Consider the following 17307-nt stretch of genomic DNA (forward strand, 5'->3'; position numbering starts at 1 on the left):
GCGCCATGCCAGTGCTCATCCCTGTGCGTCGGGGAAGAGGTCATCGCCAGGTGTGACGCGAGCCGCGTGCCGAACCGCCATTCAGAACCTCATCCCTGCACATTGTCCGGATTCCGGATAAAAAGCTCGGATGCCCCTACACGCGTCTGATGATACGCACGATCAGGAGCAGCACGACGGCCCCTATCGTCGCCACCAGGATGCTGCCGAACAGGCCACCGCCCATGGCGACACCAAAGGTGGTGAACAGCCAGCCGCCAACAAAGGCACCGAGCACACCCACGACGAGATCGCCAATCAGTCCGAAGCCGCCCCCTTTGACCAGCACCCCCGCCAGCCAACCGGCGATCAATCCCACGATGAGAAACCACAGCATGTTTTCACTCATATCATTCTCCTTGTTCTTCGGTGGTCTGATCGCGGTGAGTTGTTTCGCCAGCGCATTCTGTTGTTGGTGGAGATGGGCAAACGACGGGGTCGCGTTGCCCGCAGGAGTGGCTGCGAGCCGTGGTGCGAGCCTGTATCGAGAAGACGGATTATCCCATTCCTGTGAAACTGATGCCGTCAATCCCATCCCGGCGAACAATGACCTACTTTGTTCGGCAGCGTACAGACGGGATAGGCAAGCAAGGGTAGTTTAGATGTGTTACCAGTATAGATAGGGTCGGGGGTCAATAGTTGACCCAATGTTCGTCATATATCAATCACTGCCTATTGGGAGTGCCACTGCATAGGCAGAATGCTGTCCTTGTTATCTTGTTGATTGGCACCCTACCGTCAAGTTGGAGTCATGCTTATCATGAAAAACCTAAACAGTATTGCCAGAAACTTTGCAGCAATAGCATTGCTATCAGCCGCGGCGGTTGGTTGTGCGTCAACGGCCAATAAAGAAGGAACCGGGGAGTATATTGATGACTCCGTAGTCACCACCAAGGTCATGTCTGCTATTTTTGCCGATCCAGACCTCAAGTCAGCTGAAATCAGTGTAGAAACCTTCAAAGGCGTAGTGCAGCTCAGTGGTTTCGTCAGTAAAGAGGCCAATATTTCAAAAGCCGGTGCCGTAGCTAGTGGTGTCGAAGGTGTGACGTCAGTGAAGAACAATCTGCATCTTAAATAATAGAGATGGTTTATGTTATCTACAGCAGTAAAACACAGCGTCCAGTCGATGTGTTTTACTGCTGTGTATTATCTGTGGTGCCATGATTCGTTATTAACAGTCGAAAATAAATTGATATATATGAACATGTTTTAACTTTGTTTTATGCTTTTTCTTGGGTTGTGCCAAAAACGGTTCTTGGAGAGCTATAGGATTAAAAAAATATCCAGGCCACCAGAAATCCGAGCAACACTGCCAACATCACATAACTCATGGGATTGTTCTTGATTTGAGTTCGTACTTTTTTGAAATACGAGTCCTTTGCTTCTTGTAAGTCCTTATTTTTGTCGTTGAAGGTGGTCGTTGCCGAGTTTACCGCATCGGCGAGCTTGTCGACTACCTTATGGGTACTTTGGGTCATCTGCTCGACAGCCGGGTGTGTCCCGTTAGCAGGGGGGGTGATTTCTGGCTGAGGGGCGCCTTTCGTGCCAGCGGTACTTCTACTCTTGTCAGATGTGATCATGATCGTTCTCCATATTCAATATGATATATCTGTGGTATCAGGCTACGTATATTCGGCGTTGGCCAATACCAAACGGATACGGGTGGTTTAAAAGGGGTGTGCCTGCTACCCACAATGCGATTAAGTGATATAAGAACAACTTGTCCGGTCCCGCGATGATATTTGGCATCATATTATCTTAGCCCGGGGTCAGGGCTCCTCTTGTCACATCATATAATTCACGGCTCATGCCATTGCATCTGCGGTGAATATCCCTCGAGTCTGATGTATCGACGTTGTGATGTCGGTTCGTTGTAGCACATAGGCACGAGTATTTTTGCCCTGCAAACAGAAAGTCAACGCAGATAACCGATGTCAAAGAGACTTCATTGGCACCACTGTGGTTGGTTTTTATCCACCCCGTAGATTTTTGTATATCCTTGTTGAGTGAAAAAATAACATGGAAAAAGATATGCCCGCACATCATCCACTGCAGAATCACTTACTGGCGGCCTTGCCTGCAGAGGTCTTTCAGCGTTTGTTGCCGCATCTTGAATATAGCGAGTTGCCACTGGGTAAGGTGTTGTACGAATCTGGTGATACCTTGCGTTATGTCTACTTTCCCATTGATTGCATCGTCTCATTACTGTACGTGATGCAAGATGGCGCCTCGGCGGAGATCTCCGTGGTCGGCAATGAAGGACTCATCGGGGTGGCGTTGTTTATGGGGGGTGAGAGCACGACAAGCCGGGCCCTGGTGCAGAGCGCAGGCCATGCCTACCGTCTCAAGGGGAACTTGCTGAAAACCGAGTTCAACCTGCATGGGGACATGTTGCATCTGGTGTTGCGTTACACCCAGGCGCTGCTGACTCAAATGGCCCAGACGGCAGTATGCAATCGTCACCATACCATCGATCAGCAGCTCTGCCGTTGGTTGCTGTTGTCACTGGACAGGCTGTCCGGCGATCAGCTCTCAATGACCCAGGAGCTGATTTCCAACATGTTGGGGGTTCGCCGGGAAGGGGTGACGGATGCGGCAGGCAAGCTGCAGAAGCTGGGTGTCATCGAGTACAGCCGTGGTCATATTACCGTGCTGGACAGACCCAAGCTTGAGCAGCTCTGCTGCGAATGTTATGCCGTGGTGAAGGCGGAGACAGACCGCCTGTTACCCTATCTACCCAAAAAACCCAGGCCTTGACACCATCCCGATTGCAGCAAGTCGATGCGAGACACGCATATGGCATGCTCCCCCCTGTGATGCGAATTACAACTCCACAGCCTCGCACGCAGGGGCATGGCATCCCATCGTGATGTGAAGCTGATGCTGGCCACCATCCAGTGGTACTCGTAAGGGGCGATCACTTGGGGGGAGAGCGACCCCATCCAGTCGAATGGTGCCGGTTTGTCTCTCCGACGGCTCCCCAATGTCTACCTCTATGCTGTAGCGGGTGGCCTCCATCGTTATCTCGGCGCTAAATCCTGGCCAATGTCTGGGCAAGTGAGGATCGATGCGTAAAAAATGCCCCTCACGATGTATCCCCAATATGCCCTCAATGCCTGCCTGATACATCCAGCCTGCCGCCCCCGTGTACCAGGTCCAGCCACCGCGACCAATGTGCGGCGCGACAGAGTAGATATCTGCCGCCATGACATAGGGTTCCACCTTGTAGCGCTCAACGTCAGCGGCATTCTTGGCATGATTGATGGGGTTGAGCAGTGCGAACAGGTTATGAGCCTTGTTGCACTCCCCGAGCCTTGAAAAGGCAAGGATGGCCCAGGTCGCGGCATGGGTGTATTGGCCACCATTTTCACGCAATCCAGGCGGGTAGCCGCGAATATAGCCCGGGTTTTGAGTCAGCTTATCGAAGGGAGGGCTAAAGAGCAGCACCAGCGCCTCATCGTAGCGGATCAGGTATTTCTCCAGGGATTGCATCGCCGTCATGGCACGGGTGGGATCGGCAACACCGGACAGGATGGCCCAGGACTGTGCGATAGAGTCTATCTGGCACTCAGAGCTATCTTTTGAGCCCAGCCAGGTGCCGTCATCGAAGGTCGCACGACGATACCAGGCGCCATCCCAGGCTTTGCGTTCCAACGCGACCCCCACCCGCTGGGCGTGGGCCTCCCAGCGCTCGGCGCGCGGGTCCTGACGGGAGCGGGCCAAGGGGGCGAACAGCATGATGGTGCGCAGCAGCAACCAGCCCAGCCAGACGCTCTCTCCCTTGCCTTCGCTGCCGACCAGATTCATGCCATCGTTCCAGTCCCCCGAGCCGATGGGGGGCAGACCATTGCTGCCCGTCAGCTCTATGGCTTGATCCAGTCCGCGAGCGCAATGTTCAAACAGGGAGGCCGATTCGTCGGAAATGGCTGGCAGGAAGAAGGCATCCTGTTCGTTCAGGCCCAGTTGCGGACCTTCAATAAACGGAATGATCTCATCGAGAATGGCGTCATCGGCCGTGTCTAGAATGTAGGTGGCCGTCGCGAAGGCCAACCAAATCCTGTCATCAGAGATCCGGGTGCGCACCCCTTGTCCGGAATGAGGAAGCCACCAGTGCTGAACATCACCTTCAATAAACTGGCGCGCCGCGGCGCGCAGCAAATGTTGTCTGGTGGCCTGGGGCTGGGCAAAGCTGAGTGCCATTCCATCTTGCAGTTGATCGCGAAAACCATAGGCTCCCCCGGCCTGATAAAACGCCGAGCGCGCCCAGACTCGGCAAGCGAGTGTCTGATACAACAGCCAGCCATTGAGCATGATATCCATGGCTCTGTCAGGGGTCTTGACCTGGATGGCCCCAAGCAGTGCCTGCCATTGGCTGGCCACCTCGTCTTGCACAACATCGAGATCCTGACGATAGCGGGTGACAAGGGCACTGGCCTGTTCGGCCGAGCGCCCTTCGCCGAGCAGGATGACAAGCTCCAGGCGCTGACCTGGCGCAAGCAGGATCTCGGTCTGCAAGGCGGCGCAGGGATCCATTCCCGCACCCGTTCGGCAGGATAGCCGGTGGCGCCTTGTCAGCGCGGCGGGTGCAGACAGCTGTCCGTGGTTGCCGAGAAACTCCCTGCGATCGGCGGTCCAGCTGGTTTGCTGGCCGCCGAGATCGAAGAATGCGACCTGGTTGGGGAAAGCGGTACTCCAGGGATTGTGTGCCAGCATGGCACCGGTCTGGGCATCCATCCTAGTGGTGATATAGGGGGCGGTCAGGGGGCGGGATGCGCCTAGAATCCATTCCACATAACCGGTGACCATTAGCCGACGTGGGGTTCGGGTGAGGTTGTGCAACGTCAGGCGAGAAATCTTGACGGGATCCGCGACGGGGACATATTGCAGCAGTTCGCTGTGGATCCCATGGGCCTGATGTTCGAAGCGGCAATAACCAAACCCATGACGGGCGATATAGCTGCCACTATCGCGAATGGGCTGGGCGGTGACGCTCCATAGCTCAAGCGTATCTTCATCGCGCAGGTAAATGACTTCACCGCCGGGATCCGTCACGGGATCATTGGACCAGGCCGTCAGTTGGTTCTCTTTGCTGTTGTCGCTCCAGGTGTAACCACTGCCTTCGGCGGAGGCCTGGAAACCAAAGTGGGGATTGGCCACCACATTGATCCAGGGCGCCGGGGTCATCTGCTCATCGGTGAGCAGGGTGACATACTCGCGACCCTCTTTGGCAAAGCCGCCCAGCCCATTGAAAAACTCCAGCTCTGGATGATGTGGATGCTTGAATGGCGCGGCGTGCCGTGGCCTGACGACAGGCCCGGGGGGCGGGAACGGCGGAGAGTCGGGCAGGCGGGCCAGCTGTTGTTGCAGCGATCCCCGGCGTGCCGTCAGCACGACACGCGCCGCCGCGAACAACAGATCGCGCACCTCGGGACTCATCAGATCGGTTCGCACAGTGTACACAGACCCTTGTGCCAGTTCCGCATGGAAGCGTGGCCGAGACTGGCTGCTGCGCACGGCCGTCTCGATGCTGTTTTGCAGATCCTGCACATAGGTGGAGGCGTGCTCATTGATGATCACCAGATCGACGGCCAGCCGCTTCATGCGCAGATATTCATGGGCGAGCAGCAGCTCGCGTACCTGAGCCAGGTCCTCGATATCGTCGATACGCAGCAGCAGTATGGGCAAATCCCCCGAGATGGACTGTTGCCAGAGCAGGGACTGCGGTGCCAGCCCCTGCAGGATGGCGCTGGAGGCGGCGCGAAAACGGGGATCGGCGTAGAGCAAAGGGGCGGCCAGCCGTTGGAAATTGGCGGCATCGGACGCCTGAATATTCAGGTGGTTCAGTTGTACCTGTGCCTGGGTCCAGGCCAGCGTCTTGGCGCGTTCAAAGGCATAGCGATTGTGGTGCTGATCGATGAGGTCGAGCAGCGCCGATCGCGATGAGGCAACCAGGGTCCAGAAGGCCACATGGGTACTGCCGCCCGGCAGGACCTGCACCAGCTGGCGCAGCGAGAAGATGGGGTCGAGCACAGTGCCCGTGGTATCTGACAGCAGGGCCCCCCGCTGCAAGGCCTGCGCCGAGGCAAGGGTCCGGCCGCGACCGATGAATCGGGCGCGATCGGATTCGTATTGGAGGACCCCCACGGATGGGCCCTCGACGATGATGAAATGTGCCGCCCACACCTCGGTCTCCTCAGGGGATCTGGGGCGCCGGGTAGCGATCAGCGCCCTTGTCTCCGGCAGGTATTCGGTGACCACAAAGAGCTTGGCAAAGGCGGGATGGGCCCGATCGGCTTCCGGTGTGGTCAGCACTATTTCGGCATAGGAGGTGAGCTCGATATCGCGGCGATGGCGGCCACGGTTGGTCAGCGAGACACGCCGTACCTCGCCATCTCCCTCACCCGACACCAGCACCTCCATGGTGGTGGTCAGACGGCCGTTCTGATGAAGGAAATGGGCGCGATCCTCGGCAAACACGACCTCCTCCTCGTTGGTGGTGCGTCCCAGAGGCTGCGAGCAAGGAGACCAGGTCTCGCCACTTTGGGCATCGTGCAGGAACAGGAAGTAGCCCAGGTGGTCACGGGTGCTGTCCGCCTGCCAACGGGTGATGGCGATGTCGCGCCAACGGCTGTAGCCGGATCCCGCACTGGTGAGCATGACAGAGTAACGGCCATTGGAGAGCAGGTGAGTCACCGGGGCGCCATGGACCGAGGACAACAACCGCCGTACCGCGCTGACGTCCTGGCGGCTCTGGGTCTGGGATGCTTTTATCTCTGCGCCACGCGTCCGGATGATGGTCATGTCCTGCGGTATCCGCTCCTGTAACAGCAGCTCACAGGCTTGAATGATGGGTTCTTGATGAAAGCGGGTGCGCATTCGTCCCTCTTGCAGCGCGTTGGCAATGGCCACGACCGTCATCCCCTGATGATGGGCCATGAAGTTCTGCACGATGGCGACCTGCTGATTGTCGGGCAACCGCGCCCGGGTGAAGTCCAGCGCCTCGTAAAAGCCGTAACGTCCAGCCCCTCCCAGCATGGCCAGCCGCTCGAAATTCTTCAGTGCTGCGCCGGGGTTGACCATGGCTGCCAGCGCGGTGGCGTAGGGGGCGATCACGCGATCTTCCGCCAGCCCACGCTTGAGGGCCAAGCGAGGAATGCCAAAGTTGGAGTATTGATAGGTGAACTCCAGGTCCCTGGCGTTGTAAGCCGACTCGGAAATGCCCCATGGAATGCCAAGCGCACGGCCATAGCGGATCTGCAGCGCGACGATCAGGCGGTTGGTTTGCTCCAGCTGTGAACCGATGGGGGCCCGCATGACCAGCGAGGGCATCAGGTATTCGAACATGGAACCGGACCAGGAGATCAGCACGGTGGCCTGCCCCACCGGGGTGACAGCTCGGCCCAGACGAAACCAGTGACGGGTGACGACATCGCCCTTGGCGATGGCAAACAGGCTGGCGAGCCTGGCCTCGGAGGCGAGCAGATCGTAGCAACTGGCATCGAGCCGGTTATCGGTCAGGGAGTAACCGATGGAGAGCAGCTTGCGTTGTGAATTGAGCAAGAAGGTGAAGTCCATCCCCATGGCCAGCGCGCGTGCCGCGTTGGCGATGGCCTGCAACCGCAGTCGCAATGATGGCGGAAGTTGGGGGAACGACCGCTGATCCTCCGCATGCTCAGTCACCGCCAGCCTCAACGCATCCAGCCAGAAGGTGAGTTCAGCGCCAGCGTGTTGATCTCCGCTGCGGCAAAAATGGTGCGCCATGCTGGCGGTTTGCGCCGTCAGCTTGGCGAGTATGGGCAGCAGCTGCGCCATCGGCTGCTGGCCGAATAGCTGGTGGTGGATCTCGCTCAGATAGGCGGTGATCGCTTGCTGTGGCATGTTGGACTGTATGGTGTAGGGCTGGGCGAGATAGGCGTGCAGGGCCTGCTCGGCCAGCAGACAGGTATCCTGCAAGCCGCTTCGGGCGGCGCCGGAGCCGGGTTGTTGTTGCCAGTGTTCGCAGGCGGTTGCGACGACCAGCAGATGGCCTGCCAGGTTGCCACTGTCAACCGAAGAGACATAGGCGGGCTCCAGGGTCAGCAGGCTTCGGGTGTCATACCAGTTGAAAAAGTGGCCCTTGAAGCGAGGCAAGCGCTGCATCACTGCCAGGGTGGTTTCCAGTCGCTTGAGGGTGGCACCGAGCCCGGCCCAGCCGAAGTCGTTGGCCGCCAGGGTGGCGAGCAAATAGAGCCCCATGTTGGTGGGAGAGGTGCGATGGGCAATGACCTGTTCGGGGCTTTCCTGCACGTTGTCCGGTGGCAACTGGTTGTCAAGGTCGGTGACGAAGGTCTCGAAATAGCGCCAGGTCTGGCGTGCTATCAGCCGCAGTGCCACGGCCTCCTTCGCACTGCAAGTGAGCGTCTTGGCCTGACAGGAGGGCCGACTCGTCCAGTACGCGGCCAGCGGTGCCAGCAGCCAGAGTCCCCCAAAGGGAAGCACCAGGGGCCAGGCGGTGGGGGTACTGAGCAGGGTCATGGCGCTCGCCCCCATCCCCAGCATCACAGCCGCCGCCATCAGCCGATAAAACCCCACGCAGGCGAGGCGTGGTGATCCGGCAGTTTGCGCCGCCGTGGTCCACTCCAACAGGTGACGATGGGAGAAAGACAACCGGAACAGGGTGCGGACTATGGCATCCAGCATGCGCCAGGCCTGATCGACCAGAAAGACCAGGCTGAGCAGCAACTGCATGGCGGCACGTTGCAGGTTGTTGCCTATCTTGGCCAGGTGATGGCGCCATAAAATGTCTCGCCTGCGGGGAAGCAGATCGAAGAGCAGCGGCAAGAAGATCGGCAGCGCCAGCCCGGCAAGGAGCAGCAGCGTCGCCCTGATGCCGGTATCCAGTGGCAGTTGCCAGGCCGCGAGCAGCGCCAAGAAGGTGCTGGGGGGCAACAGCGAACGACAGAGGTTATCAAACAGCTTCCAGCGTCCGACGAGGGGCAGGGCATCCGACCCGCGTCGGATATGGCAGATCCAGCTCAGCAGTTGCCAGTCGCCTCTTGTCCAGCGGTGCTGGCGCTTGATACTGACGTCATAGCGGGAGGGGAACTCCTCGACGACCTCGATATCGGTTGCCAGGCCCGCCCGTGCGAAGATCCCCTCGAACAGATCATGGCTCAGGTGGCTGTTCTCCGGCACGCGCGCCTCCAGGGCGGCACCGAAGGCATCGACGTCGTAGATGCCTTTCCCGGTGAAAGAACCTTCGCCAAACAGGTCTTGATAGATGTCCGAGGAGGCGGCGGCGTAAGGGTCCATGCCACCGGGCCCTGAGTAGATCCACTGGTAATAGGAGCCATCCTGTTCCATTGGCAGCGAGGGGGTGACCCGTGGCTGGAGAATACCGTAGCCCTGGGTGACGCGTTGGTGATCCGCATCCAGGCAAGCCTGGTTGAGTGGGTGAGCCATCTTGGCAATCAGTCGGCTGGCGGTATCCCGAGGCAGGCGGGTGTCCGCATCCAGGGTGATCACATAGCGCACCGAACCCGGGACTGTAGGCGGTTGCCCATCGAGCGCCATGAAGCTGGTATCGGTGGCGCCGCGCAGCAAGCGGTTCAGTTCATGGAGCTTGCCCCGCTTGCGCTCCCACCCCATCCAGCAGCTTTCGCCGGGGTTGAAGCGGCGATGGCGATGGAGCAACAGGAAACGATCGCCAGCAGGCCCGGGGCCATATTTGTGGTTCAACTCGGCAATGACCTGACGGACGTCGGCCAGCAGGGCGTCGTCATCGGGCATGATCTCCTGGCTGGCATCCATGCCATCACTGAGCAGCGCAAAAGTGAGGTCGCCACCGATCCCTGACAGATGATGCACCTCCAGTTGGGCGACCTGAGCCCTCAGGTCGGCATGAGAGGTTAACAGGGTGGGAATGACCACCAGGGTACGCAACGAGGAGGGCACGCCGTGGTGGAGATCCATGGCGGGTAAGGGCTTTGGCACCAGATAACTGCCGAGGAAGCTGTTGATCAAGGCGATGGCCGCTCCCTGTGCGGGCAGGCATGCGAACAGGATGAAGGGGATGAGCCAGAGGGCGTCGCGCTCTGGCCCAGTGAGGAGGCCATAGGTGAGTGCCAGCAAGGCGATCGTCAGCAGGGCGATGATGCCGATATAGCCCACAATGCCGAGTCTGGCGTGGATGCGGTGCAGGCGAAGCCCTGCTGGCGGGCGAAAATCCAGCGCTTTTTCCAGTGCGGGCCGGCCTTCGGCAATCAGGTGATAACCGGGATCCTGTGCTCTTCGCTGGATGTCGTCCGGGGTAGCCTGCGCAGTGGCGGCCAAGACGCTGGCCGTGACGGCCAACTCGTCATGGGGGGAAAACCGGGCCAATTGCTCAATGGCACAGCGATAGAGATTGCGGGTGGCGAAATCCATGCTGGCAAAGTCACTGTTCGCCCGTAGCTGCTGGTCAACCAGGCTCATCTCTTCAAACAGATCGCTCCAGTCGATGTCCGAGATAAGGCGCATGCTGGTGATGATATTGCGGATCGTGACGTTAGAGGCTCCCTGTCGTTGTTGTGCATGTCTCACCACCTTTTCCACCGAGGATCCTTGCGCAGTGAGTCGCTCTTCGAGCCAGCCGAGGGCGGGGGTGGTCAGTGGATCCTGATCCCGCAATTGTTTGGCCAGCTGGGCGGCGAAGAGCTCGGAGAGGGGGCCGTCGGCACGCATGGCAATCTCTTCATTGAGTGCGGACAAGGCAGAGCCAGAGACAAGGAGCCGTGAACAGAGCGCGTCCGCATCGGCCCTGATGCGCCGCGCGAGCGTGATCTGCTCGGCCAGACGGCGCAGGTTCTCGATAAGGACGATTCTGAGGGTGATGGAGACGGCCCACAGCTCGCCGATGGTCAGGGGTTGCACCCGCTGATAAGCCAGGATGAAACGGCTCAGGAGCTCGGGATCGAAATGACTGTCGTTGTGTGCAACGAAAGCCCAGGCAATCCCGAAGACCCTGGGGTAGCCGGCCAGCGGCCCCTCTGCCAGCTTTGGCAGTTGGCGGTAATAAGCGGGGGGAAGACTGCTGCGGATCTCCTGGATCTGGGTTTCGACCAGATGGTAATTATCGAGGAACCACTCAGCCGCATGAGTCAGTTCGCGCCCCTGCTCCAGCTCGGCCGCGCTGGCCTGGTAGGCGGTGAGCAAGACCGCTTCATTCTCTTTCAGACGACGATGTAGTGGTTGCACCGCAATGGGTTGGGTCGTGACAGCTTGCGCAGCTGCCAACGTCATGGCATGGAGCTCCAACCGCTCGATACCGAACAGCTCTTCCCGGATGGGCACGTCATTTTGCCAGGGTGCTTGATGCCCAAACAGCCTGGCATGCCAGCGACTCATCGGGCTGCCTTCGATGATTGGCCATCATCAGGTATCAATTCACGGCGTACCCGGTTTGGCATTCGCATGCTTGCTCCATTGTTGCGGCTGATTGAAGAAGCATGAAGGCTCATGATTGACCTGCCAAGGCATCATGAATTGGTCAGGGACGAGCTCTCTTGCAATCGAGGTTTCTGCAAATACGGAGACTATGAAGGGCAGACAGACGGTTGTCGGTTCGCTAAGGCACACAAGATAAAAAAAGGCCACTTCTTGCGAAGTGGCCTTTTCCAAACGTTTGGTGGAGCTGGGGGGATTTGAACCCCCGTCCAAAATTACTACATCCTCGGTACTACATGCTTAGTCACTCTTTACATTCGCCAACCCGCTGCGGAGAGACACGCCACGAATTGACTAGCTCGATTGGTTTTAATGCTTCCGCCCCGAGCAGGACTTCCACACGATCCTGTGAAGGATGACCTTCCGTTTCCCTAGGACACAGGCAAGCTAGGGGAGAAGGGCTCAGCGCAGGTTATTAAGCTGCGAGTGCGTAGTTTTCGTCGTTTGCGACTATTTTTTTGCGGTTTATTAACGAGGCCTACCGCACCTCGGCATGCACCTTGGGTTTCGTGAATCTTGTCGAATCCAGAATCAGCCCCAAGTTGTCAAAGCCGATTGTACGCAAAAATCCTGTCATGGCAAGGCGTTGATGGCAATCGACCGGCTGGTGCCGGTCGATTGCTGGTTTATTGGGCGCCACTCATCGGCAGGTGGCACGGCATCAACCGCGGTTCTTGTTCTTCATGATGCGGGATTTCTCCCGATCCCATTCGCGGGCCTTGGTGTCTTCCCGCTTGTCGTGTTCTTTCTTGCCCTTCACCAGGCCGATCTCGACCTTGACCCAGCACTCTTTCCAGTAGAGCGCCAGCGGCACTATGGTGTAGCCCTGACGTGCCACCAGGCTCTCGAGTTTGTCGAGTTCACGGCGGCTCAGCAGCAGTTTGCGGGTGCGGGTCGGGTCGCAGACCACGTGGCTGGAGGCGGCGTTCAGCGGCAGGAAGGTGGCGCCAAACAGGAAGGCTTCACCCTGCATGAAGATGACATAGGCTTCGCTGATATTGGCCTTGCCCGCCCGCAGGGATTTCACTTCCCACCCTTGCAGGGACAGACCGGCTTCCACGCGCTCTTCGATGAAGTACTCGTGGCGGGCGGCTCTGTTGAGTGCAATGGTGCTGGACCCGGCTTTGTTTTTACTGTTCTTTTTGCTCATGACGGGGGCCTTCGGCAATGTTGATGAAGGCGCATTATACGTGGGTGGCGGCGGCTGTAAAACGCGCAACCGCTCGAGTGGTGGCTTTGTGAGCGATCCAGGAGGGATTTTGGCTGGCAAGGTGATGTATGCGTGATTAACGAAGGCGAAAAAATGAGCGATTGGTCGGGTGATGGCTTTCTGGACCGTTTCGGCGGTGATTTTGGCTGACAAGGTGGTAAAATCGGGCCGATTGGAAGAGGAAAGCCCATGCCCCGTATTACTCGCAGTGCCCTGGTGATGTTCAGCGCGGAACAAATGTTCCGGCTGGTCAACGACGTTCACGCTTATCCCGAATTCTTGCCCGGTTGCGTCGGCAGCCGCGTTCACGAGACGGGAGAAGACTACATGATGGCCTCGGTGGACGTGGCCAAGGCAGGCATCGCCAAGACCTTCACCACCCGCAATCAGCTCGACGCCAACCGCACCATCAAGATGGAGCTGGTGGAAGGCCCCTTCAAGACGCTGGCGGGCTGGTGGACCTTCACGCCGCTGGATGTGGATGCCTGCAAGGTGGAGTTCGACCTCGATTTCGAATTTACCTCCAAGCTGATCGAGCTGGCCTTTGGCCAGATCTTCCGCGATCTGGTGGGCTCCATGGTGCTCGCCTTCTCCAACCGCGCCAAGGTGGTGTACGGTGTCTGATCTGCTCGATATCGAAGTCGCCTATGCCCTGCCAGAGCGGCAGACCGTGCTGCGTATCCGGGTTGCTCCCGGCACCAGCGTACTGGCCGCCATCGAGCAGTCCGGCATAGTGCAGAAGCACCCGGAGATCGATCTCGCGGTCAACAAGTTCGGCATCTACAGCCGTCCGGTCAAGGGCGCCGAGCCGGTGCAGGAAGGGGATCGCATCGAGATCTACCGGCCGCTGATCGCCGACCCGAAAGAGATGCGCAAGAAGCGGGCCGAGAAGGCCAAGGAAGAGGGGCGTGCCGACGTGGTGACCGGCGGCCGGCCCGATGTGCACCGCAAGCGGGGCGATGCCGAACCGACCTGATGCGGGTTGCGTCGTTGGAATAAACAAGAGGCGCCACGGCGCCTCTTGTTATTGGATGCTGCTTTGCATCCCTGAAATGGGATGAACTGCTGTAAGACTAAAGGTTCACAGCACGAGCAGCCGCTCGTTTTCCACCGTCTCGACACCCTCATCCTGCTCGGCGAGCACTTTCATGGCGTGGGCCACCTGGCTCGCCTCGATGGCGCGCCAGCGCCTGAGGGGCCCCTGCAGCAGCGGCCTGATCAGCGGATAGATGGCCTGAATGACTTGCTCTGACGTGCGCGGCGGTTGGCGATGGCCGAGCAGCATGGCGGGGCGCAGGATGGCGAGCCGCTGCCAGTCCTGGGCCAGCAGGGCCTGCTCCACCTCCCCCTTGGTGCGCAGATAGAGGGCAGAGGCGCGGGCGTTGGCGCCGAGGCTGGAAATGGTAATCAGGCGACGGCAACCGTGGCGACGGGCGAGGGCGGCGAAGGCCAGCACATAGTCGTGATCCACCCGGCGAAACGCCGCATCGGAGCCGGCGTCCTTGCGGGTGGTACCGAGGCAGCAGAAGGCGACATCGACGGGGGCGGGCAGGGCGACCTCGTCCAGTTGGTCGAAGTCCACCGGCAGCCAGCGCCGGTTTGGGGCGGGCTCCCCCGGCGTGCGGCAGAGCAGGGTCAGCTCATGGTCAGGCCTGAGTTGGCGGACGAGTTCCCGCCCGATCAGGCCGGTGGCGCCGGCTATCAATATCTGGCTCACAGTGATCACCTCGGAGGATGGGCTCAGTTATCAGCCTATAAAACAAAACCGGCCTTGGCCGGTTTTGTGGGATATCAGAGCGGGGTGGTGAAGGCCGCCGGGAGCGGGAAGTCTCCCGTGGCGGTGGCCAGTCGGTCACCCACGAAGTTCAGGGTCAGCTCCTTGCGCTCCTTGTCACCGCGCCCTGGCTGGAATTCATAGAGATAGTACCAGGTGTTGGGATCGAAGCCGTCCCGCAGCATGGGGGAACCCAGCACGAACTCGACCTGCTCGCGGGTCATGCCCTGGCGCAGCTTGTCGACCTGTTTTTGTTCCACATAGTTGCCCTGGGGAATATCGATGCGATAGACCAGGCTGCAACCGGACAGAGTGAGGGCGGTCAGGGCCGCGGCAATCAGGTGTTTCATCCGCATATCGGGTTCAGATCATCCATACAGTCTTTTTAGCTCGGCAAATCATACCCACTCCCCGTGCGGAAGTAAAAAGCCATTGATCCTCCAGCCAATAAAAAGGGCCGCGTGGCGGCCCCTGGCAAACAGGCGAAGGGTTACATGGCGGCGCGGAAGATGGCGACTATCTCGGCGTGGCTCGCCTGCTTGGGGTTGGTGAAGCCGCAGGCATCTTTCAGGGCGTTGCTGGCCAGCAGATCGAAGTCATCGCTCCTGACGCCGAGCTGCTCCAGGCCAGCCGGGATCTTCACATCCCGTGCCAGTTGCTGGATAGCATCGATCGCGGCGGCGGCGCCCTGCTCGTCGCTCATGGCGCTCACGTCCACCCCCATGTGATGGGCCACGTCCCTGAGGCGAGCGGCACTCACCTGAGCGTTGTAGGCCTGCACGTGGGGCAGCAGCACCGCATTGCAGACACCGTGGGGCAGGTCGTAGAAGCCGCCGAGCTGGTGCGCCATGGCGTGCACGTAACCGAGGCTGGCGTTGTTGAACGCCATGCCCGCCAGGAACTGGGCATAGGCCATCTGCTCGCGGGCGTGCAGATCGTCACCCTGGTTGACCGCGGTGCGCAGGTGTTTGGCTATCAGCTGAATAGCCATGATGGCGCTGGCGTCGGTGACCGGGGTGGCGGCGATGGAAACATAGGCCTCGATGGCGTGGGTCAGGGCATCCATGCCGGTGGCGGCGGTGAGGCCGGCGGGCTTGGCCAGCATCAGCTCGGGATCGTTGACCGACATCAGCGGGGTGACGTGCTTGTCGACGATGGCCATCTTCACGTGGCGGGCCTCGTCGGTGATGATGCAAAAACGCGTCATCTCGGAGGCGGTACCGGCGGTGGTGTTGATGGCGATGAGCGGCAGTTGCGGCTTGGCTGAGCGATCCACCCCTTCGTAATCCGCGATGCTGCCGCCGTTGGTGGCCACCAGGGCGATGCCCTTGGCGCAGTCGTGAGGCGAGCCGCCGCCCAGCGAAATCACGCAATCACAGCCGTTGGCCTTGAGCATGGCCAGCCCCTGCTCGACGTTGGTCATGGTGGGATTGGGTTTGGTCTCGTCGAAGACAGCGCTCTCGATGCCATGCTCCGCCAGCAGGGCGGCAACCCTGGCCACCACGCCGATTTGACTCAGCACCTTGTCGGTGACGATCAGCGCCTTGCGAAAACCATGGCCCTTGATATCGGCTGCCGCCTCTTGCAGGCAGCCCGCTCCCATCAGGTTGACCGCGGGAATGTAGAATTTGAATGTCGCCATGATGGACTCCGTATGATTAGCCATTAAGTGGTATACGGGCGCCAACATAACAGCAGATGAGGCGATGCGAAGGGGTCAATAGTATCTGATTTACAACTTTGTGGACTCGATCGCGCTCTGGCCGAATCGTGGTAGCGAGGGCTTGACAAGGGGCTGGAGCGAGCGGAGAGAAGAAAAACGTTTTTCAGGAAATTCATCAAGTTAGCAAACGTTTTGCGCTGAATTTGTCACTGTCAATGCATGGAAGTGTGAGTTGCTTCAAGGAATTGGAAAGCGCTTTCGACCATAGTTGGCGCCTCCCCGAACGAGGGGAGAGCAGGCTTGAAAGTATCATAAAGAATCATCTTAACTTGCCCCCTGACCATGCTGGTGGGGAGCAACCAGGAGTCCACTATGTCTGATGTTTTTCACTTGGGTTTGAAGAAAGCTGATCTGCAAGGCGCCACCCTGGCGATCGTCCCCGGTGACCCCGAGCGCGTGAAGCGCATCGCAGAGCTGTTGGATAACCCGGTGCACCTGGCCAGCCATCGTGAATTCACTACCTGGCGTGGTGAAATGGGCGGCACCGCCGTGATCATCTGCTCTACCGGTATCGGTGGCCCGTCCACCTCCATCGCGGTAGAAGAGCTGGCACAGCTGGGCATCCGCACCTTCCTGCGCATCGGCACCACAGGCGCCATCCAGCCGCACCTGAATGTGGGCGACGTGATCGTCACCACCGGCTCAGTGCGCCTCGACGGTGCCAGCCTGCACTTCGCACCGATGGAATTCCCGGCCGTTGCCGACTTCGAGTGCACCACTGCGCTGGTCGAGACCGCCAAGGAGCTGGGCTCCAAGCTGCACGTGGGCGTCACCGCCTCGTCCGATACTTTCTACCCGGGCCAGGAGCGTTACGACACCTTCTCCGGCCGCGTGGTGAACCGCTTCCAGGGCTCCATGAAGGAGTGGCAATCCATGGGCGTGCTGAACTTCGAGATGGAGTCTGCCACCCTGTTGACCATGTGTGCCAGCCAGGGCCTGCGCGCCGGTATGGTGGCGGGTATCATCGTCAACCGCACCCAGCAAGAGATCCCGAGTGCGGCCACCATGGCAAAAACCGAATCTGATGCGATCAAGATCGTGCTGGGCGCCGCCCGCAAGCTGATCTGACGCACCACACAGTGTGGGGGGTGGGGGCCG

Annotated in this window: 12 protein-coding genes, 1 other RNA gene and 1 pseudogene; 6 read left to right on the plus strand and 8 right to left on the minus strand. The window is 59.4% G+C overall.

From position 1 onward, the window contains the following. Positions 1-136 precede the first annotated feature (136 nt). Positions 137-388: a GlsB/YeaQ/YmgE family stress response membrane protein gene (locus LG30_RS0103060; protein WP_033129246.1), complete on the minus strand. Its 252-nt coding sequence runs from the start codon at positions 386-388 to the stop codon at positions 137-139. A 21-nt stretch (positions 389-409) separates the two neighbouring features. Here LG30_RS0103060 and LG30_RS21290 point away from each other — a divergent pair. Together LG30_RS21290 and LG30_RS0103065 are read left to right on the plus strand one after the other, a co-directional pair. Beyond that, positions 410-636: pseudogene (locus tag LG30_RS21290) on the plus strand (hypothetical protein); the annotation flags it as partial. 163 nt (positions 637-799) lie between these two features. Continuing rightward, a complete protein-coding gene (locus LG30_RS0103065; protein ID WP_033129390.1) occupies positions 800-1117 on the plus strand; it encodes a BON domain-containing protein in 318 nt (105 codons plus the stop codon). 193 nt (positions 1118-1310) lie between these two features. Here LG30_RS0103065 and LG30_RS0103070 read toward each other — a convergent pair whose 3' ends face one another. Continuing rightward, a complete protein-coding gene (locus tag LG30_RS0103070; RefSeq protein WP_033129247.1) occupies positions 1311-1619 on the minus strand; it encodes a hypothetical protein in 309 nt (102 codons plus the stop codon). Between the two features lie 451 nt (positions 1620-2070). Here LG30_RS0103070 and LG30_RS0103075 point away from each other — a divergent pair, with 451 nt between their 5' ends. After that, positions 2071-2796 carry a Crp/Fnr family transcriptional regulator gene (locus LG30_RS0103075; RefSeq protein WP_033129248.1) on the plus strand — a complete coding sequence of 242 codons (726 nt, stop codon included), beginning with the start codon at positions 2071-2073 and terminating at the stop codon, positions 2794-2796. Positions 2797-2862: 66 nt separating this feature from the next. Here the strand turns inward: LG30_RS0103075 and LG30_RS0103080 are convergent, their stop codons facing one another. The 3 genes from LG30_RS0103080 to smpB all read right to left on the minus strand — a co-directional run bounded on the left by LG30_RS0103080 (position 2863) and on the right by smpB (position 12652). Beyond that, a complete protein-coding gene (locus LG30_RS0103080) occupies positions 2863-11403 on the minus strand; it encodes a GH36-type glycosyl hydrolase domain-containing protein (RefSeq protein WP_052100820.1) in 8541 nt (2846 codons plus the stop codon). 278 nt (positions 11404-11681) lie between these two features. Then, positions 11682-12041, minus strand: a transfer-messenger RNA (tmRNA) gene (gene ssrA, locus LG30_RS21295). Between the two features lie 122 nt (positions 12042-12163). Further along, positions 12164-12652 carry an SsrA-binding protein SmpB gene (gene smpB, locus LG30_RS0103085; RefSeq protein ID WP_033129249.1) on the minus strand — a complete coding sequence of 163 codons (489 nt, stop codon included), beginning with the start codon at positions 12650-12652 and terminating at the stop codon, positions 12164-12166. Positions 12653-12901: 249 nt separating this feature from the next. Between smpB and LG30_RS0103090 the strand changes: the two genes are divergently transcribed. Both LG30_RS0103090 and LG30_RS0103095 read left to right on the plus strand, forming a co-directional pair. Beyond that, positions 12902-13336, plus strand: coding sequence for an SRPBCC family protein (locus LG30_RS0103090; RefSeq protein ID WP_033129250.1), 435 nt, complete (start codon positions 12902-12904; stop codon positions 13334-13336). Further along, the gene (locus tag LG30_RS0103095; RefSeq protein WP_033129251.1) at positions 13329-13688 is read left to right on the plus strand and encodes an RnfH family protein; all 360 of its coding nucleotides are present in this window, start codon (positions 13329-13331) and stop codon (positions 13686-13688) included. The genes LG30_RS0103090 and LG30_RS0103095 overlap by 8 nt, the downstream gene beginning before the upstream one ends. 105 nt (positions 13689-13793) lie before the next feature. Here the strand turns inward: LG30_RS0103095 and LG30_RS0103100 are convergent, their stop codons facing one another. From LG30_RS0103100 to yiaY, 3 genes are all read right to left on the minus strand, one after another. Further along, positions 13794-14429 carry an NAD(P)H-binding protein gene (locus LG30_RS0103100; protein ID WP_033129252.1) on the minus strand — a complete coding sequence of 212 codons (636 nt, stop codon included), beginning with the start codon at positions 14427-14429 and terminating at the stop codon, positions 13794-13796. A gap of 74 nt (positions 14430-14503) precedes the next feature. Further along, a complete protein-coding gene (locus LG30_RS0103105; RefSeq protein ID WP_005325779.1) occupies positions 14504-14842 on the minus strand; it encodes an outer membrane protein assembly factor BamE in 339 nt (112 codons plus the stop codon). Between the two features lie 134 nt (positions 14843-14976). Continuing rightward, positions 14977-16128: an L-threonine dehydrogenase gene (gene yiaY, locus LG30_RS0103110; RefSeq protein ID WP_033129253.1), complete on the minus strand. Its 1152-nt coding sequence runs from the start codon at positions 16126-16128 to the stop codon at positions 14977-14979. A 393-nt stretch (positions 16129-16521) separates the two neighbouring features. Between yiaY and udp the strand changes: the two genes are divergently transcribed. Continuing rightward, complete coding sequence (gene udp / locus LG30_RS0103115; protein ID WP_033129254.1) at positions 16522-17277, plus strand: uridine phosphorylase; 756 nt, start codon at positions 16522-16524, stop codon at positions 17275-17277. The last annotated feature ends 30 nt before the right edge of the window (positions 17278-17307 follow it).

It is taken from the genome of Aeromonas aquatica (genome assembly GCF_000764655.1).
GTDB lineage: Bacteria > Pseudomonadota > Gammaproteobacteria > Enterobacterales > Aeromonadaceae > Aeromonas > Aeromonas aquatica.

Coding starts and splice junctions, on each gene's coding strand:
- udp (WP_033129254.1), top strand. CDS start 16,522: ATGTCTGATGTTTTTCACTTGGGTTTGAAGAAAGCTGATCTGCAAGGC.
- LG30_RS0103090 (WP_033129250.1), top strand. CDS start 12,902: ATGCCCCGTATTACTCGCAGTGCCCTGGTGATGTTCAGCGCGGAACAA.
- LG30_RS0103075 (WP_033129248.1), top strand. CDS start 2,071: ATGCCCGCACATCATCCACTGCAGAATCACTTACTGGCGGCCTTGCCT.
- LG30_RS0103080 (WP_052100820.1), bottom strand. CDS start 11,403: ATGAGTCGCTGGCATGCCAGGCTGTTTGGGCATCAAGCACCCTGGCAA.
- yiaY (WP_033129253.1), bottom strand. CDS start 16,128: ATGGCGACATTCAAATTCTACATTCCCGCGGTCAACCTGATGGGAGCG.
- LG30_RS0103070 (WP_033129247.1), bottom strand. CDS start 1,619: ATGATCACATCTGACAAGAGTAGAAGTACCGCTGGCACGAAAGGCGCC.
- LG30_RS0103065 (WP_033129390.1), top strand. CDS start 800: ATGAAAAACCTAAACAGTATTGCCAGAAACTTTGCAGCAATAGCATTG.
- LG30_RS0103060 (WP_033129246.1), bottom strand. CDS start 388: ATGAGTGAAAACATGCTGTGGTTTCTCATCGTGGGATTGATCGCCGGT.
- LG30_RS0103105 (WP_005325779.1), bottom strand. CDS start 14,842: ATGCGGATGAAACACCTGATTGCCGCGGCCCTGACCGCCCTCACTCTG.
- smpB (WP_033129249.1), bottom strand. CDS start 12,652: ATGAGCAAAAAGAACAGTAAAAACAAAGCCGGGTCCAGCACCATTGCA.